A 24,633-nucleotide genomic window follows, 5' to 3' on the forward strand; every position below is an offset into this window, starting at 1 on the left:
GGCGGGCTGGCGACAGAATGAGGGGATATCTTTGATCGCGACCCGATGGAAGACGCCGTTGTTGCTCGGCGTCATCACCTCTCCGCTGTTCTTGGCCGCTTGCAGTCAGACCACCTCGCACAGCCTGTCGATGGCCAGCCTGACCGATGCCGTCAGATCCAGGCCCTACCGTCACACACTGAAGGACAAGGAGTGCCTCCAGCGCGCGATGTTCTTCGAATCCAACCGGTCGAGCCGTGACGGCATGATTGCCGTCGGCACGGTGGTCATGAACCGGCTGCGTTCCGGCAAGCACGGCAACACCATCTGCCAGGTGGTCGGCGAGCGCGGCCAGTTCGCACCGGGCGTGATGACACGGCAGATGAATTCGAAGGCGATGCCCGACGTCGAGGAGGCCGCTGAGGCGGTGCTCAGGGGCGAGCGCAAGGCCAAGCTGAAGAACACGATGTTCTTTCACACCGCCGGCCTGCGTTTCCCCTACAAGAACATGCACTACACCATGGTTGCCGGCGGCAACGCCTTCTATGAAAAGCGCGGCCGGAACTGGAAACCGTTGCCTGACGAGCCGACGGTCGCGGTGGCACAGTCCACGCCGCGGGGGTCGGCGCGCGCAGCGCCTGTGACGCTCGTGGCCTCCGCCGCTCCGGTCGCCAAGGCAAAATTCGCCAAGGCAACCTATGTGACCGCGGTCGCAACGCAACCGGCAAAGGCTACTCTGGAGAAGGCGACGCCAGAGAAGGCGACCCTTGTGGCGATGCAAGAGCCGATGCAGGAGCCGGACGCGGCCCGTTTTGGCGGCACTGCCGGTGCGCAATCTGTCACGTCATTCCCGGCGGCGCCGGCCGAGCCGACGATGTCGTTTGAATCGACACCCGAGAACACCGACGCCATCGGTGCGATGATCGCCGGCCAGAGCCGGCCGCTGGAAGCATACTGACGGCAGCAGCATCCTTACGCGTTGAACAGACCGCTCGCCCGCAGAACTGTTCCAAAGCGTGCGGAAAAATCATAAACCGATGCGATGTCGAAGCGAATCGCCGGTCCCGAGATCGAACGCCTGATCCAGCTCCTGGCCAAGGTGCCGGGGCTTGGGCCGCGTTCGGCCAGGCGAGCAGCGCTTCACCTCATCAAGAAGAAGGAGCAGTTGCTGTCGCCGCTGGCCGCCGCCATGAGCGAGGCGGTCGACAAGGTGCGCATCTGCTCGACCTGCGGCAATGTCGATACATCCGACCCCTGCATGATCTGCACCGATCCGCGCCGCGACGCCGGCACGCTTATCGTCGTCGAGGACGTGGCCGACCTGTGGGCGCTGGAGCGGGCGGCCGCCATGAATGTCCGCTATCACGTGCTCGGCGGCTCGCTGTCGCCACTCGACGGCATCGGCCCCGAGCAGCTCAACATCCGTTCACTGGTCGACCGTGTCGCCGACGGTGAGGTCAAGGAGGTGATCCTCGCCCTCAACGCCACGGTCGAGGGCCAGACCACCGCGCATTATCTCACCGATCAATTGTCCGGCTTCGATATCAAAGTAACGCGGCTGGCGCATGGCGTCCCGGTCGGCGGCGAACTCGACTATCTCGACGAAGGCACGCTGGCCGCCGCGCTGCGCTCGCGGACGGCGTTTTGACGTGGCTGGCGGGAAGGATCCTTCTGAGATGACTGCGAAGGAACGCTGCCCTTGCATACTCTGCATTGTATTTCTGTTGGCCGCACTGATCGGCCTCCTCCCCACCCCCGCCTCCGCCGCAAAAATCGACGACCAGTTCCGCACCTGGCTCCGCAGCGATCTCTGGCCCGAGGCCAACGCCAAGGGCATCTCCAGAAATACCTTCGAGGCCGCCTTCGACGGCGTCAAACCGAACCTCAAACTGCCCGACCTGCTGATGCCGGGCCAGAAGGCGACGACGCCGCAGAAGCAGCATCAGGCGGAGTTCGGTTCGCCCGGCGCCTATTTCGCCGAAAAGACGGTTCGCGCCGTGACCGCCGGTGGCCGCGCGCGCGCGGCGGCCAATGCCAGGACCATTGCCGCGATCGAGAAGCGCTACGGTGTGCCGGGCGGAGTGCTGCTGGCGATCTGGGGCCGCGAGAGCGGCTTCGGCGCGGCGAAGATGCCTTACGACGCCTTCGAAGTGCTGGGCACCAAGGCATTCATGGCGACCAGGAAGGACTTCTTCCGCACCGAGCTTATGGCGGCGCTCGAGATCGTCGAGCGTGGGTTGGCCCCGGTCGGCGCGATGAAATCGTCATGGGCGGGCGCGCTCGGCCAGCCGCAGTTCATGCCGAGTTCGTTCCTCAGACATGCCGTCGATTTCGATGGCGACGGTCGGGCCGACATCTGGAATTCGGTGCCGGACACGCTGGCCTCGATCGCCAACTATCTCGTCCACTATGGCTGGGTGAAAGGCCGCGGCTGGGGCTTCGAGGTGACGGTGCCTGAGGCGGTCTCCTGCTCGCTCGAAGGTCCGGACCAGGGCAAGAGGATTTCCGAGTGGGCTGATATGGGCATCAAGCGCGTCGCGGCAGGACCGTTTCCGGCGCGCGAGTTGAAGGCCGAAGGTTTTCTTTTGATGCCGGCCGGGCGCAGCGGTCCGGCCTTCATCGTCACGCCCAATTTCTACGTGCTCAAGCAATACAACACCAGCGATCTGTATGCCCTGTTCATCGGCCACGGCGCCGACCGCATCGCCCATGGCGACAGCAATTTTTCCGGGCGCTGGGGCGCGGTCGGCGGGCTCCACAGGTCGGACATCGCCGCCCTCCAGCGGGCGCTGGAGGCCGAGGGCTACGATGTCGGCAGCGCCGACGGCCTGCCCGGCTTCAAGACGCGCCGGTCGATCGGTAAGTGGCAGGCCAGGAACGGTCGAGCCGCCACCTGTTTTCCCGATGCCGACCTGGTCACCGCATTGAAATAGCTCACCCCCCGCGGTGTGGTTCCCGGCGGTGGTAGCTGGCTGATCTGGTCCAACCAACAGCTTTGCAAATGCTCGTTGCCGCGCTTAAAACCGCCGGATATGGTGAGGCGGAACTGGATAAAAGTTGCCATGACAACCGGTTCAGGGATCACCGTTGATTGGCAAGAGAACGCCACAAGCCTGGGCCGGGAACTCAGGTCAACAAAACAGGGAACAATCAAGATGATGATGGAAAAGTTTGCTCTACGCTCCCGTTTCTTGCTCGCGGGCGCAGCCATGTCCGCGCTGCTTCTGGCCGGCGCGCCGGCCGTTGCGGTCACGCCCGCCGACACGCTGGTCGAGGGTTTCGCCATCGATGACATCATCTCCATGGATCCGGGCGAGGCGTTCGAGCTGTCGACCGCAGAGGTCACCGGCAACACCTACGATCTTCTTGTCCGCCTCGACCTCAGCGATACCTCCAAGGTCAAGGGCGATCTCGCCGAAAGCTGGACTGTGTCTGACGACGGCCTGACCTACACCTTCAAGCTCAAGCCCGGCCTGAAATTTGCCTCGGGCAACCCGATCACAGCGGCGGACGTCGCCTATTCGTTCGAGCGCGCCATCAAGCTCGACAAGAGCCCGGCCTTTATCATCGGGCAGTTCGGCATCACCGGCGACAACGTCACTGAGAAGGCCAAGGCCATCGATGACACGACGTTCCAGTTCACGGTCGACAAGGCCTATGCGCCGAGCTTCGTCTTGAACTGTCTATCGGCAACCGTCGCCTCGGTCGTCGACGCCAAGCTGGTCAAGGAGCATGTCGCGGCGGTGACGCCCAGCGACGATTACAAATACGACAACGATTTCGGCAATGCCTGGCTGAAGACCGGCTATGCCGGCTCCGGCGCCTTCAAGCTGCGCGAATGGCGGGCGAATGAGGTCGTCGTGATGGAGCGCAACGACAATTATCACGGCGAAAAGGCCAAGCTTGCCCGCGTCATCTATCGCAACATGAAGGAAAGCTCGGGTCAGCGCCTGGCGCTGGAAGCCGGCGACATCGACGTTGCCCGCAATCTCGAGCCGAACGATCTCGACGCCATCGCCAAGAACGCCGATCTCACCACCACCAGCGCACCGAAGGGCACGGTCTTCTACATCAGCCTCAATCAGAAGAATCCGAACCTCGCCAAGCCCGAGGTTCGCCAGGCCTTCAAATACCTTGTCGACTACGATGCCTTGAGCTCGACCATCCTCAAGGGCATTGGCGAGATCCACCAGACCTTCCTGCCGAAAGGCGTGCTCGGCGAGCTGGACGAGAATCCGTTCAAATTGGACGTCGCCAAGGCCAAGGAACTGCTTGCCAAGGCTGGCTTGGCCGACGGCTTCAGCGTCACCATGGACGTACGCAACACCCAGCCGGTGACCGGCATGGCGGAATCGTTCCAGCAGACGCTCGGCCAGGCCGGCGTCAAGCTGGAGATCATTCCCGGCGACGGCAAGCAGACGCTGACCAAATACCGCGCCCGCAACCACGATATCTATATCGGCCAGTGGGGCCAGGATTATTTTGATCCGAACTCCAATGCGCAGACCTTCGCCAGCAACCCGGACAATTCGGATGAAGGCAAGACCAAGACCCTGGCCTGGCGCAACGCCTGGGACATCCCGGAATTGACCAAAGAGACCGAGGCCGCTCTGCTTGAGAAGGATGCGGCCAAGCGCGCCGCAATGTACCAGGATCTGCAGGAGAAGGTCCTCGAAACCAGTCCTTTCATCATCATCCACCAGCAGCTGGAAGTGGCTGGCCTGCGCAAGAACCTCAAGGGCTTTGCGCTCGGCCCGAGCTTCGACACCAACTTCGTCGGCCAGATATCCAAGGAGTGATATCGGCGGACTTGCCGCATGAGCACTGTTGAAAGCGAAGCGACGGCAGGGCGCGGCAGCGCCCGTGCTGTCGCTGTCGCGTCGGCGATCGCCCGCTTCCTGGTCATCGCGATAACCACCTATCTCGGTCTTCTTGCGGTGACCTTCTTCATCGGCCGGGTGATCCCGATCGACCCGGTGCTGGCAGTGCTCGGCGACCGGGCGCCTGCCAATGTCGTCGAGCGCACCCGCCGCGAGATGGGTCTCGACCTGCCGCTGGTCGAGCAGTTCTACATCTATGTGAAAAATGCCCTGAACGGCAATTTCGGCACCTCGGTGCTGACCACCAATCCTGTCATGACCGACATTCGCCGCGCCTTTCCGGCGACGATCGAGCTGGCGACGCTTGGGACGCTGATCGGTGCATTCCTCGGTGTGCCGCTCGGCGTGCTGGCCGCGGTCCGGCGCGGCAGCATCATCGACCAGATCGTCCGCATCATTGGCCTGGTCGGCTACTCCGTGCCGATCTTCTGGCTGGGACTGCTGGCGCTCGTGCTATTCTACGCCAAGCTGCAATGGGTGGCTTTTCCCGGCCGCCTCGACATCGTCTACGAATACACCTTCACGCCGATCACCGGCTTCTATCTTCTGGATGCACTGTGGCAGCGGCAGTGGGATGTGTTTTTCGATGCCTTCCGCCACATCATCCTGCCGGCCTCGCTACTTGGCTATTTCTCGCTCGCCTATATCAGCCGCATGACGCGGTCGTTCATGCTGAACGAGCTTGCCCAGGAATATATCGTGGCGGCGCGCGCCAAGGGCCTGTCGGAAAAACGCATCATCTGGGGCCACGCGCTGCGCAACGCGGCGGTGCCGATGGTCACCGTGATCGCGCTTTCCTATGCCGGCCTGCTCGAAGGCTCGGTGCTGACCGAGACCGTGTTTTCGTGGCCGGGTATCGGCCTCTACATCACCAATTCCCTGCAGAACGCCGACATGAACGCGGTGCTCGGCGGCACCATCATAATCGGCTCGGTCTTCATCGGCATCAATCTCCTGTCCGATCTGCTCTACCGGGTGCTCGATCCAAGGACCAAGGTACGATGAGCGCTGAAGCAATCCAGAGCCGCCGCGACTGGCTGCTCAGCGAGCGGCCGGCGTCGCGCATGCAGGCAAGGCTCGGCCGCGCCTATGTCGCGTGGCGGCGCTTTTCCGCCAATCGGCTGGCGTTTCTCGGCCTGCTCATCATCATCGCTTTGCTGGTGGTCGCCGCCCTTGCCGATGTGCTGGCGCCCTATTCGCCGACGTTCGGCGACCTCAAGGGCTCGCGCCTGCTGGCGCCAAGTGCCGAGCACTGGTTCGGCACCGACGACCTCGGGCGCGACATCCTTTCGCGCGTCATCTTCGGTTCGCGATGGACGCTTTACGTCGTCATTCTCGTCGCCGTCATCGCCGCCCCTATCGGCCTGCTGGTCGGCACCGTCGCCGGCTATGCCGGCGGCTGGATCGATGCGATCCTGATGCGCATCACCGACATCTTTCTTGCGTTTCCGAAGCTGATCCTGGCGCTGGCCTTTGTCGCCGCACTTGGCCCCGGCATTGAGAATGCGGTGCTCGCCATCGCCATCACCTCATGGCCGCCCTACGCGCGTATTGCCCGTGCCGAAACGCTCACCGTGCGCAATTCGGATTACATCAAGGCGGTGCAATTGATGGGCGCCTCGCCGTTTCGCATAGTGCTTCGCCACATCATGCCGCTCTGCATCTCCTCGCTGATCGTCAGGGTGACGCTCGACATGGCCGGCATTATCCTGACCGCCGCCGGTCTCGGCTTCCTCGGCCTCGGCGCGCAGCCACCGCTGCCGGAATGGGGAGCGATGATCGCGTCCGGCCGCCGCTTCGTGCTCGACCAGTGGTGGGTGGCTGGCGCACCGGGCTTTGCCATCCTCATCGTCAGCCTCGGCTTCAACCTGCTCGGCGACGGCCTCCGCGACGCGCTCGACCCCCGGAGTGGCGACCAATGAGCGGCGACCCCATGAGCCGTAATCAATGAGCACGCTTCTCGACGTCGACGATCTGCGCGTCACCTTTCCGACGCGTACCGGCCGCATCGAAGCGGTGCGGGGCGTCTCCTTCTCGCTCGGCCGCGAACGGCTCGGCATCGTCGGCGAGAGCGGTTCGGGCAAGTCGCAGACCGGCCGCGCCATCATGGGCTTGACCCCGCCGCAGGCCGAGGTCACCGCCAGGAAACTTGCTTTCGACGGCATCGACCTGCTCACGGCCTCGCCTCGCGACCGCCGTGCGTTGCGGGGAAAACGCATCGCCATGATCCTGCAGGATCCAAAATATTCGCTCGACCCGGTGATGAGCATCGGCCGTCAAATCGTCGAGACGCTGCGCACGCATGAGAAGGTCGGCAAGGCCGAAGCCCGCGACCGCGCGCTCGCCATGCTGGAGGCGGTGCAGATCCGCGATCCCGCCCGTGTCTTCGACCTGCATCCGCACGAGGTGTCGGGCGGCATGGGCCAGCGTGCCATGATCGCCATGATGCTGATCGCCGGGCCGGAAATGATGATCGCCGACGAGCCGACCTCGGCGCTAGATGTCACTGTGCAACTCGACGTGCTCGGCATTCTCGACAGGCTGGTCAGCGAGCGCGGCATGGGGCTGATCTTCATCTCGCACGACCTGCGCCTGGTCTCGTCCTTCTGCGACCGGGTGATCGTCATGTATGCCGGCAAGGTCGTCGAGCAGCTGCCGGCGTCAGAACTCGGCCGCGCCCAGCATCCCTATACGCGCGGCCTGCTCAACTGCATGCCCAAGATCGGCGCCGACCGTCACCCGCTGCCGGTGCTCGACCGCAAGCCGGAGTGGGCGGCATGACATCAGCGCTTTCCGTCGACAGGCTGGAGGTGGTCTTCGACCGGTTTCGCGCGCTGAAGGGCGTCAGCCTCGAAGTGCAATCAGGCGAATCCTTCGGCCTGGTCGGCGAATCCGGCTCCGGCAAATCGACGCTGCTGAGGGCAATCGCCGGTCTCGCACCGATCGCTTCGGGCAGCATCACGGTCAACGGAAAAAAACTCGGCGCGCGCCGCGACAAGGCTTTCTATCGCGAGGTGCAGATGGTCTTTCAGGACCCTTACGGCTCGCTGCATCCGCGCCAGACCGTCGACCGCCTGCTGCAGGAGCCGCTCGCCATCCACGGCTTTGCCGATGGCCAAAAGCGCATCCAGCGGGCGCTGGACGAGGTCGGCTTGGGAACCGGCTTCCGCTTCCGCTATTCGCATCAATTGTCGGGCGGCCAGCGCCAGCGCGTGGCGATTGCGCGCGCCCTGATCCTCGAACCGTCGATCCTGCTGCTCGACGAGCCGACCTCGGCGCTCGACGCGTCGGTGCAGGCCGAAGTGCTCAACCTCTTGGAGGAGATCCGGCGGCGGCGCAAGCTCACCTTCCTGGTGGTCAGCCACGACCTCGCCATCATCACCCATATGTGCGAGCGGCTGATGGTGATGCAGAACGGCGAGGCAGTCGAGCACCTCACCGCGGACGACCTCGTCGAGCGTCACGTGTCCAAGGATTACACGCGCAATCTCTTGCGGGCCAGCGACGGGTTTGTCAGGACGGCGTGAATCAAATTTCAGCGTCTAACGGCAGCAGGCCCAACGACCCGGCGGCGGTGCCAACTTGAGGAAAACATGAAATAAGATCAGAACAATTCCCGGCAATCATCCAAACGAGAACGGGCGCCGGCCCGGCGAGGGACATCATGAAGAATTCAGCCATTTCCGAACGCAAGAACCAGTCGATCTCGCGCGGTGTCGGCATGACCACGCAAATCTATGCCGACCGCGCCGAGAACTCGGAAATCTGGGATGTCGAAGGCCGCCGCTACATCGACTTCTCGTCCGGCATCGCCGTCGTCAACACCGGCCATCGTCACCCGAAGGTGATCGAGGCGGTCAAGGCGCAGCTCGACCGCTTCACCCACACCTGCCACCAGGTGGTGCCCTATGAGAGCTATGTCAGGCTGGCCGAACGGCTGAACGGCATGCTGCCGGGCAAGTTCGAAAAGAAGACCATCTTCGTCACCACCGGCGCCGAGGCGGTGGAGAACGCCGTCAAGATCGCCCGCAACGCCACAGGTCGGCCGGCGGTCATCGCCTTTGCCGGCGGCTTCCATGGCCGCACCTTCATGGGCATGGCGCTGACCGGCAAGGTCGTGCCCTATAAGGTCGGCTTCGGCGCCATGCCGGCCGATGTCTTCCACGCGCCGTTCCCGGTGGCGCTGCACGGCATCTCAGTCGCCGATTCGCTGGCCGCGCTCGACCGCCTGTTCAAGGCCGATGTCGATCCGGCCCGCGTCGCCGCGATCATCGTCGAGCCGGTGCAGGGTGAGGGCGGCTTCTACGAGGCGCCGCGCGAGTTCATGACGGCACTGCGCAAGATCTGCGACCAGCACGGCATGCTGTTGATTGCCGATGAGGTGCAGACCGGTTTTGCTCGCACCGGAAAGATGTTCGCCATGGATCACCACGAAGTGGCGCCCGACATCACCACCATGGCCAAGAGCCTGGCCGGCGGCTTCCCGCTGTCGGCGGTCACCGGGCGTGCCGAGATCATGGATGCGCCGAACCCGGGCGGGCTCGGCGGCACCTATGGCGGCAGCCCGATTGGCGTCGCGGCGGCGCATGCCGTGCTCGACGTCATCGAGGAGGAAAACCTCTGCGACCGCGCCAACACGCTGGGCAACCGGCTGAAGCAGCGGCTGCAATCGATCCGCGACGACACGCCGGAGATCGTCGACATACGCGGCCCCGGCTTCATGAACGCGGTTGAGTTCAATGAAGTCAAAAAGGGCTTGCCGTCGGCCGAGATCGCCAATGCCGTCCGGCTGAAGGCGCTCGATAAGGGCCTGATCCTGCTCACCTGCGGCGTCTACGGCAACGTCATCCGTTTCCTGGCGCCGATCACCATCCAGGACGGCGTCATGAACGAAGCGCTCGACATCCTGGAAAGCTCGATCCGTGAGGTCTGGGCCGCCTGACCCTCGCCTTCTTGGGATGTGTTGAGATCAGGTCAGGCCGAGCCGAGAATGGTGGGTTCCGAGAACCGGAACGGAGCGGACATTTGGGTCCGTGAGTACCGGAAGCGCAGGAAACCACCGTTCGCAAGCCGGCATCACCTGAATATCAACATATCCTATTCAGCGGCGCGGACAGGCTCTTCCTTCTGGAAGGCGGCGAGCGCCGCCTTCAGTCCATCCGGCCCCGTCGCAACCGTCTGCAGCGTTGGCGAGAAGCCGGCGCCGAGCATCTTGCGGCCAAGCATATGGTCGCCCGGCCGGTTGACCGATTCAATGCCGAGGAGACGATTTCCAGCGTAATGGTAGATCGAGAATTTGTTCTCGTTGACGTCGCCCAGCACGACATGGCTGTCGCCGCCCGAAATCAGGCCGACCATCTGCAGCTTCATATCGCCGATATCGGACCAGAACCATGGCACCGCCGCAAAGGCGTCCGCATGGCCGACGATGGTGCGCGCGGCAAGACGCGCCTGGTCGGTCGCATTCTGCACCGATTCCAGCCGCACATCGCCGCCGGTGAGCCAGTGCCGGTAGGAGGCGGCATCGCCGATGGCGAGGATTTCAGGCACCGACGTGCGCATCTGCTGGTCGACGCGGATGCCGTTGGCGATTGTGATGCCGGCGGCCTGGGCCAGTTCGACATTCGGCACGACGCCGATACCGACGATGACCATCTGCGCCGGCAGGCGCTCGCCGGATGTGGTGATCGCGGCCGAGACATGGCCGTTCTCGCCTTCGAGCCGCGCAATCATGGTGCCGGTGAGGATGCGCACGCCAGTCGCTTCCAGCCTTTGCCGCACGTGCCTCGCGATGACCGGCGCCACTGCCCGGCCGAGCAGCCGGTCGACCGCCTCGACCACGGTGACCTCGCGGCCGGCCGCTTTGAGCGTCGCGGCGATCTCCAGTCCGATGAAGCCGCCACCAACGATGACCACATCTTCGCTCTGCGCGCTCAACGCGCGGATCAGCCGCGCGTCGGCGAGCGAGCGCAGCGACACAACGCCTGAAAGCTCCGAACCCGGCAGCGGCAGGATGCGCGGCCGCGAACCGGTCGCCAGGATCAGTCGGTCGAAAGGCAGCACGCCGCCACCTGATAGCTCCAGCCTGCGTCCGGCATCGATGCGGTCGATCCTGATGCCCGGCCGGTAGTCGATGGTACTGCCGGTATAAAAGGCCTCGCCGCGCAGCGGCTGCGGTTTGGCCTCTTGATCCTTGATGAAGGTCTTCGACAGCGGCGGCTTGTGATAGGGCAGTTCATTCTCGTCGCCGACGAGGATCACGGGTCCGTCGTAACCGTCCTCGCGCAGGCCGGCGGCCGCTTGCACGCCCGCATGACCCGCACCGACAATGACCACACCGTTTTTCATCGCAGCCCCAATTTCCTCATCCCCAATTCTTCGTCCAAGTCTAGGACGTCTCGCCACGTGGCAATTGTCTGACCCCGCCGCAAGACCACCTTTGCGGGTCGCACCCGGAATGGCGGTCCATCAATAGTGCTGTTAATGACGACAAGCTAAAATGCGGCTAAAGTTGACACTTGCAGTTTAGAATAATTCTAAACTGTTGTTTCGATTGGCTTTTCTCTCTGAAATCGGTTGACTTCCGGCGCCTTCATCGCTTTATGGAACCTTGCGTGTCAAGCGCATCCCTTTGATGTCTGGGCCTTGAACCCTTTCGATTGGAGGCATTTCGATGTCTTTCTTCCGCAAACCGCGCTATGCCGCGGCCTGTTTCTCGGCCAATGGCATGGACCTGCCTTGGTGCCGACTGCCTGCCGACGCGCCTTTGGCGCCGGCATCCACTGAATTCCGAGGAGATGACAATCATGAGAGCGATGATCACGGCACGATATGGCAGGCTCGCCGCGATCGGCGCCACGGCGGCATTGACGGCGGCGATATTCGTGCTGCCGGCCAAGGCGGAAATCGAAGCCAAGGCTGTCATTAAGACCTATTCCGACATTGCGCTCGCCAAATATGAGGATTCGCTGACGACGGCGCAGGCGCTCGACAAGGCCGTCGACGCGTTGCTTGCCAAGCCTTCGGTGGAAACGCTGACTGCCGCCCGCGAGGCTTGGAAGGCGTCGCGTGTTCCCTATCAGCAGACCGAAGTCTACCGCTTCGGCAACGCCATCGTCGACGACTGGGAAGGCAAGGTGAACGCCTGGCCGCTGGACGAAGGCCTGATCGACTATGTCGCTGCCGGCTACGGCACCGAGTCGGATGCGAATGCGCTCTACACCGCCAATGTGATCGCCAACAAGTCGATTGAGGTCGACGGCAAGAAGATCGACGCCACCAATCTTACTCCGGAGTTCCTCTCCGGCACGTTGCAGGAAGCCGGCGGCATCGAGGCCAATGTGGCGACCGGCTACCACGCTATCGAATTCCTGCTGTGGGGCCAGGACCTGCACGGCACTGGCCCGGGCGCGGGCGAACGGCCCTATACGGACTACGATCTCGCCAACTGCACCAGCGGCAATTGCGATCGTCGGGCGCAGTACCTGAAGTCGGCGAGCGACCTTCTGGTTTCCGATCTGCAGGACATGGTCAACGAGTGGAAGGATGGCGGCGCCGCGCGCAAGAACCTTGTCGATGGCGAGCCGAAAGTAGGCATCTCGACCATCCTCACCGGAATGGGCTCGCTGTCCTATGGCGAACTTGCCGGCGAGCGCATGAAGCTCGGCCTGCTGCTGCACGATCCGGAAGAGGAGCACGACTGCTTCTCCGACAACACCTACGATTCCCATCTCTACGATGCCGTCGGCATTCGTGCCGCCTATCGTGGCAGCTACACGCGCCTCGACGGCACCGTCGTCGAAGGCCCCTCGGTATCCGACATGGTCAAGGAGGCCGATCCGGCGATCGACAAGGAACTGTCGGACAAGCTCGATGTCACCGTCGCCAAGATGGAAGCCATCAAGGCGCGGGCGCTTGGCGGCGAGGCTTATGACCAGCAGATCGGCGAAGGCAACATTGAAGGCAACGCCACAGTCCAGGCGGCGATCGATGCGCTGGTCGACCAGACCAAGTCGATCGAACGCGCCGTCGGCACCCTGAAACTCAATGCCATCGCCTTCGAGGGCTCGGACAGCCTCGATGCTCCAGACAAGGTGTTCCAATAAGGCGTCAAGAGCCTCGAGCACGGTTCCGAACCGAAGGTCCGCGTAAAAAGTGGGAAGCGGTTTCGGTTCGATTGAGAAAATAAGCCACACGGCGCCGAGCAGGCGCCGTCAGCCATACAGAGCAAATAATGCTGATCTGCCATTGCAACATCATCACCGAGAAGGAGATTGAGCAGACGATCGTCGGGCTGCTGGATCAGGACCCCTGGCAACTTATCGTGCCGGCGAAGATCTATCATGCCATGCAGAAGCGTGGTCGCTGTTGCGGCTGCTTCCCAAATGTGGTCGAAACGATCATTCGGGTAACCGAGAATTACCACGCCCGCTCGGAGGCGAGCGGCGTCGATGTCGTTTCACACCTGGATCGCGTCAGAGGCCTGCGCGTCCAATACGGGAGCAGAAACCATGAAAGGCGAACAGCAGATCATAGAGCGGCTTAACGAAGCTCTGTTTCTGGAACTTGGAGCGGTCAATCAGTACTGGGTGCATTTCCGGCTGCTGGAAGACTGGGGCTACGCCAAGCTGGCGAAGAAGGAACGCGCGGAATCGATCGAGGAGATGCACCATGCCGACCGGCTCGTGGCCCGCATCATCTTCCTTGAAGGTCATCCGAACCTGCAGTCGGTAGCGCCGCTGCGCATCGGACAGAATGTCAAGGAAGTGCTCGAATCCGATCTTGCCGGTGAATATGACGCGCGCACTGCCTACAAACGCTCGCGCGAGATTTGTGACGAAGCAGGCGACTACGTGACGATGAAGCTGTTCGAGGATTTGCTGTCCGACGAGGAAGGTCACATCGACTTCCTCGAGACGCAACTCGACCTGCTCGCCTCGATCGGCGAGGAAAAATACGGCCAGCTCAACGCCGCATCGGCCGACGAGGCGGATTAGGGACATGCGGGAATGCGGCGCCGCTTAGATTTCTTGCGCCGCCTGCGGCGGGCCGAGGATTGCGGCCTGCCGTTCCAGCAAAACCCGCGATACAGCTGGCTTCGCGGGCTTTCGCTTGCAGTAGTGGTCCCACTTACGGCCTCGGCGATGGCCGGCGCGCCCGAACCGGCGGGCCTCGCCGCCAGTCGTACCGATCTGACGCCGGAGGATCTGGCGCGCGTCATCGCCATCACCCGGCCGACCAAGGATTTTTCCAAGCCCGAGCAGTTCGAGCCGATGCAGGGCGGCGCCGGCACGTCACGGAAAGATGCCAACAAGGACGCTTTCTCGCAATCTTCCGCCAATATCACCTTCGAGGAAGAAGGCACCTTCAAGCTCGGCAATGCCCTTTTCCGCAAGAACTGGGTTTCGTCGCCCTCGTCGACGCAGGCGTCGGACGGGCTTGGGCCGCTATTCAACGAGCGTGCGTGCCAGAATTGCCATCTGAAGGACGGTCGCGGTCGTCCGCCGGAAGGCGACAGCGGTACCACCTCGATGTTCCTGCGGCTGGCGCGGCAGGCGAGCACCGATGAGGAGAGAGCAGCGCTGGCCGCCCGCAAGGTGCTCAACTTCCCCGATCCGGTCTACGGCTCGCAATTGCAGGACCTGGCCGTGCCGGGTCTTCGGGGCGAAGGCCGGATGCGTGTCGACTATCAGGAGCAGAAAGTCACGCTGCCGGACGGTACCGTGGTTTGGCTGCGCAAGCCGAGCTATTCGGTCGATGATCTTGCCAACGGGCCGCTCGATCCGCACACGACGCTTTCGCCGCGTATGACGCCGCCGATGATCGGCCTCGGCCTGGTCGAGCAGATCGCACCGGCGGACATTCTCGCCCATGCCGATCCGGACGATCGGAACAGTGACGGCATCTCCGGCAAGCCCAACATCGTGCGCGATGGCCAGAGCGGCGAACTGACGCTCGGCCGCTTCGGCTGGAAGGCTCAGACGCCGTCGATCCGCCAGCAAGCGGCGGACGCATTCGCCGGTGACATCGGCATTTCGACGCCGGAAGTGCCAAACCACTGGGGCGATTGCACCGCGGCCGAAAAGACCTGCCTTGCCATGCCCAACGGCGTGCAGGAGCGCCTCGGCCCGGTCGAGGCGCCGCCGCCGGTCATGGACCTCGTCACCTTCTATTCGCAAAACCTCGCCGTGCCGGCGCGGCGCGATCTCGACGAGCCCGATGTGCTGGCCGGCAAGAAGCTGTTCTACGACATGGGCTGCATTTCCTGCCATACGCCGAAATTCGTCACCCGCCGCGGCACGCCCAACAAGGCGCAGGCGTTCCAGCTTATCTGGCCCTATTCCGATTTTCTGCTGCATGACATGGGGCCGGGTCTCGCCGATGGGCAAGCGGTGGGCGAGGCTACCGGCAGCGAATGGCGCACGCCGCCGCTGTGGGGCAGCGGTCTTACCCAGACCGTCAACGGCAACAGCTTCTTCCTGCATGACGGGCGCGCGCGCACCCTGGCCGAGGCGATCCTGTGGCATGGCGGCGAGGGGCAGAAGGCGCGCGACCGCTTTGCCGCCGCCGATGCGGCCGATCGCGACGCACTGGTCAAATTCCTGGAGTCGCTCTGATGTCGAAGCGTCTTGCGCTTGTCCTGGTCCTCCCGCTGGTCCTCGCCGGCGCGTTGCCGGCATCCGCAGCGGCAAAGGCCTCCGACGTGATCCAGCAGGCCATCGACGGCTTTGTCCGCCCGGCCTATGCACGGCTGCATGAGCATGCGGACAGCCTGACCAAGGCGATGCGCAGGCTTTGCGACGCGCCTTCGCAGGATCATCTCGATGCGGCGCACGCCGAATTCTCCGGCACCGTGGATGCCTGGTCGGTCGTCGAGATCATCCGCATCGGACCGATCACGCAGAACAACCGGCTGGAGCGCATGCTGTTCTGGCCGGACCGCAAGAGCATCGGCCTGAGGCAGGTCCAGGCGGCGCTGGCTAATAAAGATCGCACCGCCGCCGATCCAGCCCAGCTGGCGACAAAGAGCGTCGCCATGCAAGGGCTCGGCGCGCTGGAGTTCGTGCTTTACGGCGATAGCGCCGAGCGGCTCGCCGGTAAGGACGATCCCTATCGCTGTGCTTACGGCGCGGCCGTCGCTGGCAACATCGAAACCATTGCCGCCGAGGTCAGCGACGCCTGGAACAAGCCCGACGGTTTTGCCGCGCTTTGGGCCAATCCGGGCCCGCAAAACGCGCTCTACCGCGACGGCACCGAAGGGGTGACCGAACTGGTCGGCGTCTTCATCAACGAGCTGGAAATGGTCCGCGACGTGCGCCTAAAGGGCTTTTTGGGCAGCAATCCGCAAGCCGACAAGCCGAAACAGGCGATCTACTGGCGCTCGCAAAACACCGCGCGCTCGTTGACAGGCAATCTTTCGGGCATGGACGCGCTGTTCCAGGCCTCGCAGCTTGGCGAAGCGCTGTCGCCCGACGCGCGCTGGATGGCAGATTCGATCCACATCCAGCTCGTCAACGGGGCCGCCGACGCCACGGCCATCAGAGGTCCGATCGACAAGGCGCTCGCCGACCCGGCGCTGCGCCAGAAGCTCGACCACTTCTCGCTGGTGACATCCAGCCTGTCGACCCTGATGGGCACCAGGCTGACAGCCGAATTCGGCCTGACCGCCGGTTTCTCGTCGCTCGACGGAGACTGAGCATGATCCCAAAAAGTTGCAGACTTTTTGGACAAGATCATGCGGCAAAGAAACCGAGCATGATCCCAAAAAGTTGCAGACTTTTTGGACAAGATCATGCGGCAAAGAAACCGAGCATGATCCCAAAAGTTGCAGACTTTTTGGACAAGATCATGCTCGAACGGAGATCGCATCCTGAAGACGCCGCTGATCGATCGCCGTGATTTCCTCAGGGCCGCCGGGACAGGCTTTGTTGCCGCGATGGCGCCGTCCGCATGGGCGAAGACACTTGCGGCCGACGCCGTCTTCGCCACCGCTTTCGTCAAGCGTGACGGCAGCTATGGCGCGGCCATCCTGTCCGAGGCCGGCAAGGTCCTGCATGCCATCGACCTTCCCGCCCGCGGTCACGACGTCACCTTCGATCCGGTGTCGAAGCGCTCCGTGGTCTTTGCCAGGCAGCCCGGCACCTTCGCCGTGGTCTTCGACCACACAGGTCGCGACGAACCACGGACCATTGCCAGCGTCAGTGGACGGCATTTCTTCGGTCACGGCGTGTTTTCGACCGACGGTGCGCTGCTCTACGCCACCGAGAACGATTTCGACAATGCCGCCGGTGTGGTCGGTGTCTATGACGCGCGTGCGAAATTCAAGCGCATCAGTGAGTTCCCGACCTACGGCATGGGTTCGCACGAGCTTCTGTTGTTGGGCGACGGCAGGACGATTGCCGTCGCCAATGGCGGCATCGAGACGCATCCGGATTACGGCCGCGCCGAGCTCAACATCGCGACGATGAAGCCGTCCTATGTGCTGGTCGACCGTCTGACCGGCGACCTTCTCGAAAAGCACGAACTGCCGCCGGAGCTGCACCAGCTGTCGATCCGTCACATGGCTGCCGATCAATTCGGCACGGTCTGGTTCGGCTGCCAGTACAGGGGGCCGGGCACCGATCGTCCGCTGCTGGTCGGCCGCGCCGCGCGCGGCAAGGATCTGCAACTGCTCGACATGCCGCAGGACGTGCTTTCCGGCTTCAGGAACTACATCGGCTCGGTCGCCGCCAACCTCGCCGCCGGCACCGTCGCCGTGTCCTCGCCGGAAGGGAATTCGCTGGCGGTGATCGATGCGGCCAGCGGCCGGATCGTCGCCATCAGCGCACTGGCCGAGGTCTGCGGCGTGGCGCCCGACGGGCCGAGCTTCATGGCGACGACTGGCACCGGCGAAATCCTCGAAGCCGGCGGCGCGACACGGTCCGAGCCGGGCTATGTCTGGGACAATCACATGCTGCGCATCGAGGAGGCCGAATAGGCGCGTCCGGCACCGGTTCCCTGACGGTTACGTTCGTTAGAAGTTACCGCCTACAGGCGAGGTCGAAGCGAAGCCGCCAAACGATTTATGCATTATCCCCTTGCGGGGAGGAGCCATGGCGGGCACAGGGAAATTGTTTTTCGAACCCCTGTGCTCCAATTGGGCTCCAACCGGCCGACTCATGAAGTTGCTTGCCATCGACTGTGCCGCCAATCTATGCGCTGCTTGTATCTACGATACGGCGGCCGGGAAGGAGCTCGGCCGTTCGGTGTTCGATCTCGGCAAGGGCCATGCCGAGCATCTGATGGCCGTCATTGAAGCGGCGTTGAAGACCGGCGGAACCGACTATGCCGGCGTCGGCGCCATCGCTGTCTCCACCGGTCCGGGCTCCTTCACCGGCCTGCGCGTCGGCGTCTCGGCGGCGCGGGGTCTTGCGCTGGCGCTGAAAATCCCGGCAATCGGGGTGACGACGCTGGAAGCGCTGGCGGCGCAAGCCAAAGAGACATTTCCCGGCCGCGCTGTGCTGGCCGCGCTCGACGCCGGGCGCGACGAGATCCATGCCGCGCTTTACGATGAAGAGTCGGTTCTGCGCTATGGTCCGGCCGTGACCACGCTTTCGCAAGCCGTCGCCATGGCGGTAGATCTCACTCCGGTTCTGGTCGGCACAGCTGCCACGCAAATTGCCGCCTCGGCCGGGCGCGCCTTTGATATCGGCCCGACAAGTGCCACGGCCGACATCGCCGTCTATGCCCGGCTGGCTGCCGCCCAAGCTGCCGGCAAAAAGGCTGAAGGCGAAAAGCCGAAACCGCTCTATCTGCGCGGCGCCGACGCCAAGCCGCAGGCCGGCTTTATCCTGTCCAGGAAGAAAGCCGGGAAGAAAACCTGATGCGCATTCCTTTCCTCCAGCCGCGCCGCAGGGACTTTGCGCTCGAGCCGCTGACGATGGCCGACAGCGCGGCCATGTCGGTGCTGCATCGCGAGGATTTCGTTCGGCCGTGGACCGACGACGAATTCGCCGCACTGCTCGAGCAGGACGCGGTGTTCGGCTATGCCGCGCGCGAGACCGGACAGGGTGCCAAGCCGCCGGTCGGCTTCGTCCTGGCGCGCCTGGCTGCCGGTGAAGGCGAGATCCTGACTGTCGCGGTGGCGCGCTCGCATCGCCGCCAGGGGCTCGGCTGGCAATTGATGGATGCCGTTCTGCGCGAACTGCACGCGCAACGCGCCGAGGCGCTTTTCCTCGAGGTCGACGAGACCAACGTTGCCGCGATCGCGCTCTACCGGCGGCTGGGATTCCGCGAGGTCGGCAAGCGTCCCAACTATTACAGGTCGCCCGAGCACGGCCCGACCGGCGCGCTTGTCATGCGCCGCGATCTTCGCTAGCGCAGATTCAAAATTGCTAGAGCGTACGTTGTGCGTCCAATTGGACGCACAACGCTCTGGCCATACGTGGGCAGGGCCTGGAGCAAAATGATCGGAAAAATCAGGATTTTCCTGGCACTGGGCCTCGTTGTCGTCGGCTCGTTGATTCTCGTGCCGTTGCAGATCCTGTCGATGAAGACCGGGCTCTGGCGCGAGACGTTCGTCCTGAAGATCTGGCACCGGCTCATCATCAGGGCGCTGGGCATGCGCATCCATGTCAAGGGGACCCTGTCCAGCCAGCGCCCTCTATTGGTTGCGTCGAACCACATCTCCTGGACCGACATCATGGTACTGGGGTCGATGGTCGACGTGAAATTCATCGCCAGGGCTGACATGGCCGGTTGGCCATTGATCGGCATGTTATCGAAGCTGCAGCGCACTGTCTTCATCGAGCGTGAGCGCAAGCGTTCGTCGGGCGACCAGGCGAGCGAGATCGCCAACCGCATGGCCAAGGGCGACGCCATGGTGCTGTTTGCCGAAGGGTCGACCGGCGACGGCAACATGATCTTGCCGTTCAAGAGCACGCTATTCGGCGCCGCCTCGATGGCAATTTCGGAAGGGGCGGCCGAAACGGTCTTCATCCAGCCGGTGGCGATCGTCTATACGCGCCTGCATGGCGTGCCGCTCGGCCGCAGGCACCGGCCGATTGCCGCCTGGATCGGTGACGAGGATTTGATGCCGCATCTCAAGGTGCTGATGGCGGAAGGCGGGCTCGATGTCGAAGTGCATTTCGGTGAGCCGGTCGCCTTTTCAAAAGGCTCCAGCCGCAAGGAAACGGCAAGGCTGATGGAAAGTCAGGTGCGTGATATGGTGCAGGCGGCGCTCGCCGATCCGCGCCCGAGCCGGTAAAACCGGAATAGCTACTGCGCCAATCAAGTGCTCCAGCGTCTTGCGCGTCCAAGAGGACACATGGCGCTGCAGGGCAGAATCGTCTGTTTTTTGTCGGCGAAAGGCGTTAGAAGCCGCCAGATGGAATTGAACACGATCGAACGGGACGACATCGAAACTGCGGCCGAAAGTGCGGTCGTACCATCTGCCGCGACCAGGAAGGTCTTCGTCAAGACCTATGGCTGCCAGATGAACGTCTACGATTCGCAGCGCATGACCGATGCGCTGGCCGCCGACGGCTATGTGGCAACGGACGCCATCGGTGAGGCCGATCTGGTGCTGCTCAACACCTGCCATATCCGTGAGAAAGCCGCCGAGAAGGTCTATTCCGAACTTGGCCGCATTCGTGAGATGAAGGCCGAACGGGCTCAGGCCGGCCGCGAAATGCTGGTCGGTGTCGCCGGCTGCGTAGCGCAGGCAGAGGGCTCCGAGATCATCCGCCGCTCGCCGGCCGTCGATCTGGTCATCGGCCCGCAGACTTATCACCGGTTGTCTGACGTGCTGGCACGGGTGCGCCGCGGCGAAAAGATCGTCGAGACCGACTACGCCATCGAGGACAAGTTCGAGCACCTGCCGCAGCCGAAACGCGCCGAGATCATCAAGCGCGGCGTCACCGCGTTCCTGACCGTGCAGGAAGGCTGCGACAAGTTCTGCACCTTCTGCGTCGTGCCTTATACCAGAGGCTCGGAAGTGTCGCGGCCGGTGGCGCAGATCGTCGCCGAGGCCGAGCGGCTGGCGCAAGGCGGCGTGCGCGAGGTGACGCTGCTTGGCCAGAATGTCAATGCCTGGCATGGCGAGGGCGAAAACGCCGAGGAATGGGGTCTTGGCCGCCTGCTGTTCCGGCTGGCCGAGATTCCCGGGCTGGCGCGGTTGCGGTACACCACCAGTCACCCGCGCGACATGGACGACGAATTGATCGCCGCCCATCGTGACTTGCCGGCGCTGATGCCCTATCTGCACTTGCCTGTGCAATCCGGCTCCGACCGCATCCTCAAGGCGATGAACCGCAGGCATACGGCAAAGGATTATCTGACGCTGCTCGACCGGATCCGCGCCGCACGGACCGATATCGCGCTTTCAGGCGACTTCATTGTCGGCTTTCCCGGCGAGACGGATGCGGATTTCAAGGCAACGATGGGCCTTGTCCGCCAGGTTAACTATGCCTCGGCCTTCTCGTTCAAATATTCGCCGCGCCCTGGAACGCCGGGCGCGGAAATGGCCGATCATGTGCCGGAAGCCGTCAAGGACGAGCGCCTGCAGCGACTGCAGGCGCTGCTGCTGAAGCAGCAGCAGGATTTCGGCGCGAGCCTGGTCGGCAGCACCATCGACACGCTGATCGAGAAGCCGGGCCGCCAGGCTGGCCAGAAGGTCGGCCGCTCGCCGTGGCTGCAGCCGGTTATTGTTGATGAAAAGTCCGGCGAAATCGGTGAGATTATCCAGGTACGAATCACGAAGACGGGTTACAACAGCCTGTTCGCCGAATTGGCCTGAAGGTCTCGGCAGATGAGGAGAGACGGTTGAGCGCTGCGGAAGTGAAGAACCTGCCCCAGAACCTACCATCGGGGGCTTCGGATATGGCGCACATCGTTCTGACTTTCGACAACAACAAGCTTGCCAGCGCCCTTTATGGCCAGTTCGACGAGAATCTGGCCAGGCTGGAGCAGAAGCTTGGCGTCGATATCCGCTCGCGAGGCAACCAACTGACCATCAAGGGCTCCGCCCCGGCCGCCGAGCAGGCGCGCCGCGCCCTGGACAATCTCTACGGCATTCTTCAGAAAGGCGCTGACATCGGCCAGTCGGACGTCGACGGCGCCGTGCGCATGGCGATCGCCGCCGACGACCAGCTGACGCTGCCGACGCTGGAGCGCAAGGGCAAGGTGTCAGCCGCCCAGATATCGACGCGCAAGAAGACGATCTATGCCCGTTCGCTCAACCAGGACGCCTATATGCGCGCCCTGGAGCGGTCCGAACTCGTCTTCGGCATCGGCCCGGCTGGCACGGGAAAAACCTTCCTGGCGGTGGCGCATGCAGCGATGCTGCTCGAACGTGGCATGGTCGAGCGCATCGTGCTGTCGCGGCCGGCAGTCGAGGCCGGCGAACGGCTCGGCTTCCTGCCCGGCGATATGAAGGAGAAGGTCGATCCCTATCTGCGGCCGCTTTACGACGCGCTTTACGAGATGATGCCGGCCGACAAGGTCGAGCGGGCGATAGCCGCCGAGGTGATCGAGATCGCGCCGCTGGCCTTCATGCGCGGCCGCACGCTGGCGCACTCCGCCGTCATCCTCGACGAGGCGCAGAACACCACGCCGATGCAGATGAAGATGTTCCTGACCCGTCTCGGCGAGAACTCTCGCATGATCGTCACCGGCGATCCGACCCAGATCGACCTGCCGCAAAACACCAAATCCGGTCTGGTCGAGGCGCTCAGGATCCTCGACGGCGTCACCGGCATGGTGACGGTGCGCTTCAACGAAGGCGACGTCGTCAGGCATCCGCTGGTCGCCGAGATCGTCAAGGCTTACGACCGCGACGGCAAGCTGGCGAGGGGCCTGGGCGCCGAAAGCTGATGATGCGGCCGCATGGCTGAGGACAAAAAGCCTGTAGGCGGGGATCTTCCGGTTCCCGTCGACATCGATATAACGGTCGAAGCGGGTGACTGGCCGGAAGAGGCTGCGCTGACGCGGCTGGTCGATCGCGCCGTTGCTGCTGCGTTTGCCGAAACCGGCGCGGCCGGCTGTTCCGAGCTCAGCATCGTTTTTTCTGACGATGCCCATATCCGCAGTCTCAATGCAGGTTGGCGCGGCAAGGACAAACCGACCAACGTCCTGTCTTTCCCGGCTTTTCCGCTCGCCAAGGGCGGTCCGCTGCCGCCCATGCTGGGCGACATCGTGCTGGCCGCGGAGACGGTTGCGCGGGAAGCCGCACTGGAAGACAAGCCTGTCGACAACCATATCACCCATCTCGTCATCCACGGCCTGCTGCATTTGCTGGGCTACGATCACGAGACCGACGCCGAGGCCGAGGAAATGGAAGCCGTCGAACGCGCAGCACTTGCGAGGCTTGCCATTCCCGATCCCTACGCGTAACTAAAAAGATCAAATGACCGGACGACGATGAACGACAAACCAGAGACTGCCGCCCGCCCAGACGCCGGCAGTGCGACCAAGCCATCCGAACAGACGGAAGAGAGCTCGAGTCCGAGTACCACGACCGGCAGCTTCGCCAGCGAGCCATCGCCTGCCGGTCCTTCCCTGTTCGATCGCGTGCTCGGCCTGTTCAGGCAACGCAACGGCGCCAGCCTGCGCGAGGAGATCGCCGACGCACTTGCCGAAACGGCGAGCGATGCCGGCGCCTTTTCGCCCGGCGAACGGGCCATGCTCAACAACATCCTGCGCTTGCGCGAGGTGCGCGTCGAGGACGTCATGGTGCCTCGCGCCGACATTGAAGCGGTCGAGATCACGACAAACCTGGGCGATCTTCTGGGACTGTTCGAGCAGTCTGGCCATTCCCGCATGCCGGTCTATTCGGAGACGCTCGACGACCCGCGCGGCATGGTCCACATCCGCGACGTGCTCGCGCACATCACCAAGATCGCCCGCGTCAGGAAGGGCAGGACGACCAGGAAAACCGCCGCCGCCACGCTTCTCGATCTCGCCAAGGTCGATCTCACGCGCACCATAGGCGACCTGACCCTGATCCGCCCGGTGCTTTTCGTGCCGCCGTCGATGCTCGCCTCCGATCTCATGGGGCGGATGCAGGCGATGCGTACCCAGATGGCGCTGGTCATCGACGAATATGGCGGCACCGACGGTCTGGTGTCGCTCGAGGATATCGTCGAGATGGTGGTCGGCGACATCGAGGACGAGCATGACGAGGACGAGCCGATGATCACCCAGACCGGCGAGGGCGTGTTCGTCGTCGACGGCAAGGCCGAGATCGACGATGTCGCCAAGATGATCGGCGAGGATTTCGCCGCCGGCGAGCATGGCGAATATGTCGACACGATCGGCGGCATGATCTTCAACACGCTTGGCAGGGTTCCGGCCCGCGGCGAAGTGGTGCAGGCCATCCCTGGCTTCGAATTCCATGTGCTCGACGCCGATCCGCGCCGCGTCAAGCGCGTGCGCATCGTGGAGACCCAGAAGGGCGAGCGCCGCCGGCGCGCCGTCCGCGCCGAGCAGGCTTGAAAGACGCCGCTCGCCCGATGACGGTCGATGATCCGTTCAAGCACTCATCCTTGGGCTCCGGCATATTCTACAAGGATCCGCGCGCCGCATTGATCTGGCTTGAAAAGGCTTTCGGCTTCGAGCCGAGTATGGTGGTTAGCGACGCTGATGGCAGGCTCGTTCATTCCGAGATGCGGTTCGGTGACGGCTATATCATCGTCGATTCCGAATGGGCCGACCATGTCGCTAGAATCTTTCACGTTTTGACGGAAGCGTATCCGGCGTTAGCAAAGTAGTTGTTGCATTCTGTAGCCTCGATGGTTTC

Annotated in this window: 24 protein-coding genes; 23 read left to right on the forward strand and 1 reads right to left on the reverse strand. The window is 63.3% G+C overall.

Annotation, left to right across the window (positions count from 1 at the left end; all coding sequences use genetic code 11):
- Positions 1-31: 31 nt before the first annotated feature.
- From CIT31_RS27215 to CIT31_RS27255, 9 genes are all read left to right on the forward strand, one after another.
- Positions 32-937, forward strand: coding sequence for a cell wall hydrolase (locus CIT31_RS27215; RefSeq protein ID WP_095521132.1), 906 nt, complete (start codon positions 32-34; stop codon positions 935-937).
- Between the two features lie 84 nt (positions 938-1,021).
- Entirely contained in the window at positions 1,022-1,627 is a 606-nt protein-coding gene (gene recR, locus CIT31_RS27220) for a recombination mediator RecR (RefSeq protein WP_095521133.1), read from the forward strand.
- A 28-nt stretch (positions 1,628-1,655) separates the two neighbouring features.
- Positions 1,656-2,912, forward strand: a complete 1,257-nt coding sequence (locus CIT31_RS27225; RefSeq protein ID WP_095521134.1) for a lytic murein transglycosylase — start codon at positions 1,656-1,658, stop codon at positions 2,910-2,912.
- Between the two features lie 222 nt (positions 2,913-3,134).
- Positions 3,135-4,778, forward strand: coding sequence for an ABC transporter substrate-binding protein (locus tag CIT31_RS27230; protein WP_095521135.1), 1,644 nt, complete (start codon positions 3,135-3,137; stop codon positions 4,776-4,778).
- A gap of 18 nt (positions 4,779-4,796) precedes the next feature.
- Positions 4,797-5,864 carry an ABC transporter permease gene (locus CIT31_RS27235; protein WP_095521136.1) on the forward strand — a complete coding sequence of 356 codons (1,068 nt, stop codon included), beginning with the start codon at positions 4,797-4,799 and terminating at the stop codon, positions 5,862-5,864.
- A complete protein-coding gene (gene nikC, locus CIT31_RS27240) occupies positions 5,861-6,781 on the forward strand; it encodes a nickel transporter permease (RefSeq protein ID WP_029356978.1) in 921 nt (306 codons plus the stop codon). Before CIT31_RS27235 ends, nikC begins: the two co-directional genes overlap by 4 nt.
- Before the next feature lie 25 nt (positions 6,782-6,806).
- Positions 6,807-7,640, forward strand: coding sequence for an ABC transporter ATP-binding protein (locus CIT31_RS27245; RefSeq protein ID WP_095521137.1), 834 nt, complete (start codon positions 6,807-6,809; stop codon positions 7,638-7,640).
- Positions 7,637-8,386, forward strand: a complete 750-nt coding sequence (locus CIT31_RS27250) for an ABC transporter ATP-binding protein (RefSeq protein ID WP_095521160.1) — start codon at positions 7,637-7,639, stop codon at positions 8,384-8,386. Before CIT31_RS27245 ends, CIT31_RS27250 begins: the two co-directional genes overlap by 4 nt.
- A 137-nt stretch (positions 8,387-8,523) precedes the next feature.
- Complete coding sequence (locus CIT31_RS27255) at positions 8,524-9,801, forward strand: 4-aminobutyrate--2-oxoglutarate transaminase (RefSeq protein WP_095521138.1); 1,278 nt, start codon at positions 8,524-8,526, stop codon at positions 9,799-9,801.
- 155 nt (positions 9,802-9,956) lie between these two features.
- Here CIT31_RS27255 and CIT31_RS27260 read toward each other — a convergent pair whose 3' ends face one another.
- Positions 9,957-11,207, reverse strand: a complete 1,251-nt coding sequence (locus CIT31_RS27260) for an NAD(P)/FAD-dependent oxidoreductase (protein WP_095521139.1) — start codon at positions 11,205-11,207, stop codon at positions 9,957-9,959.
- Between the two features lie 467 nt (positions 11,208-11,674).
- On the opposite strand from CIT31_RS27260, the gene CIT31_RS27265 reads away from it, so the two are divergent.
- The 14 genes from CIT31_RS27265 (at position 11,675) to CIT31_RS27330 (ending at position 24,604) form a co-directional block, all read left to right on the forward strand.
- Positions 11,675-12,964: an imelysin family protein gene (locus CIT31_RS27265; RefSeq protein ID WP_206073420.1), complete on the forward strand. Its 1,290-nt coding sequence runs from the start codon at positions 11,675-11,677 to the stop codon at positions 12,962-12,964.
- 128 nt (positions 12,965-13,092) lie between these two features.
- Positions 13,093-13,404 (forward strand): (2Fe-2S)-binding protein, encoded by a 312-nt coding sequence (locus CIT31_RS27270; protein ID WP_095521140.1) that lies wholly within the window; start codon positions 13,093-13,095, stop codon positions 13,402-13,404.
- Entirely contained in the window at positions 13,370-13,855 is a 486-nt protein-coding gene (bfr, locus tag CIT31_RS27275; RefSeq protein ID WP_023802097.1) for a bacterioferritin, read from the forward strand. The genes CIT31_RS27270 and bfr overlap by 35 nt, the downstream gene beginning before the upstream one ends.
- Before the next feature lie 12 nt (positions 13,856-13,867).
- Positions 13,868-15,475 (forward strand): di-heme oxidoreductase family protein, encoded by a 1,608-nt coding sequence (locus CIT31_RS27280; RefSeq protein ID WP_095521141.1) that lies wholly within the window; start codon positions 13,868-13,870, stop codon positions 15,473-15,475.
- Entirely contained in the window at positions 15,475-16,554 is a 1,080-nt protein-coding gene (locus tag CIT31_RS27285; protein WP_095521142.1) for an imelysin family protein, read from the forward strand. Before CIT31_RS27280 ends, CIT31_RS27285 begins: the two co-directional genes overlap by 1 nt.
- A 174-nt stretch (positions 16,555-16,728) precedes the next feature.
- Complete coding sequence (locus tag CIT31_RS27290; RefSeq protein ID WP_095521162.1) at positions 16,729-17,835, forward strand: DUF1513 domain-containing protein; 1,107 nt, start codon at positions 16,729-16,731, stop codon at positions 17,833-17,835.
- 181 nt (positions 17,836-18,016) lie between these two features.
- Positions 18,017-18,721 (forward strand): tRNA (adenosine(37)-N6)-threonylcarbamoyltransferase complex dimerization subunit type 1 TsaB, encoded by a 705-nt coding sequence (gene tsaB / locus CIT31_RS27295; RefSeq protein WP_095521143.1) that lies wholly within the window; start codon positions 18,017-18,019, stop codon positions 18,719-18,721.
- The gene (rimI, locus tag CIT31_RS27300) at positions 18,721-19,215 is read left to right on the forward strand and encodes a ribosomal protein S18-alanine N-acetyltransferase (protein WP_095521144.1); all 495 of its coding nucleotides are present in this window, start codon (positions 18,721-18,723) and stop codon (positions 19,213-19,215) included. Before tsaB ends, rimI begins: the two co-directional genes overlap by 1 nt.
- 87 nt (positions 19,216-19,302) lie before the next feature.
- Positions 19,303-20,103, forward strand: coding sequence for a lyso-ornithine lipid O-acyltransferase (gene olsA, locus CIT31_RS27305; protein ID WP_095521145.1), 801 nt, complete (start codon positions 19,303-19,305; stop codon positions 20,101-20,103).
- 120 nt (positions 20,104-20,223) lie between these two features.
- Complete coding sequence (gene miaB, locus CIT31_RS27310) at positions 20,224-21,633, forward strand: tRNA (N6-isopentenyl adenosine(37)-C2)-methylthiotransferase MiaB (protein ID WP_095521163.1); 1,410 nt, start codon at positions 20,224-20,226, stop codon at positions 21,631-21,633.
- Positions 21,634-21,716: 83 nt separating this feature from the next.
- Positions 21,717-22,709 carry a PhoH family protein gene (locus CIT31_RS27315; RefSeq protein ID WP_425350665.1) on the forward strand — a complete coding sequence of 331 codons (993 nt, stop codon included), beginning with the start codon at positions 21,717-21,719 and terminating at the stop codon, positions 22,707-22,709.
- Positions 22,710-22,721: 12 nt separating this feature from the next.
- On the forward strand, positions 22,722-23,228 hold the full coding sequence (ybeY, locus tag CIT31_RS27320; protein ID WP_095521147.1) for an rRNA maturation RNase YbeY: 507 nt from the start codon (positions 22,722-22,724) through the stop codon (positions 23,226-23,228).
- Between the two features lie 27 nt (positions 23,229-23,255).
- Positions 23,256-24,329 carry a hemolysin family protein gene (locus tag CIT31_RS27325; RefSeq protein WP_095521148.1) on the forward strand — a complete coding sequence of 358 codons (1,074 nt, stop codon included), beginning with the start codon at positions 23,256-23,258 and terminating at the stop codon, positions 24,327-24,329.
- On the forward strand, positions 24,326-24,604 hold the full coding sequence (locus CIT31_RS27330; RefSeq protein ID WP_245316483.1) for a VOC family protein: 279 nt from the start codon (positions 24,326-24,328) through the stop codon (positions 24,602-24,604). Before CIT31_RS27325 ends, CIT31_RS27330 begins: the two co-directional genes overlap by 4 nt.
- Positions 24,605-24,633: the final 29 nt, after the last annotated feature.

Origin of the sequence: Mesorhizobium wenxiniae, from assembly GCF_002284535.1 — a bacterium.
Taxonomy (GTDB): Bacteria; Pseudomonadota; Alphaproteobacteria; order Rhizobiales; family Rhizobiaceae; genus Mesorhizobium; species Mesorhizobium wenxiniae.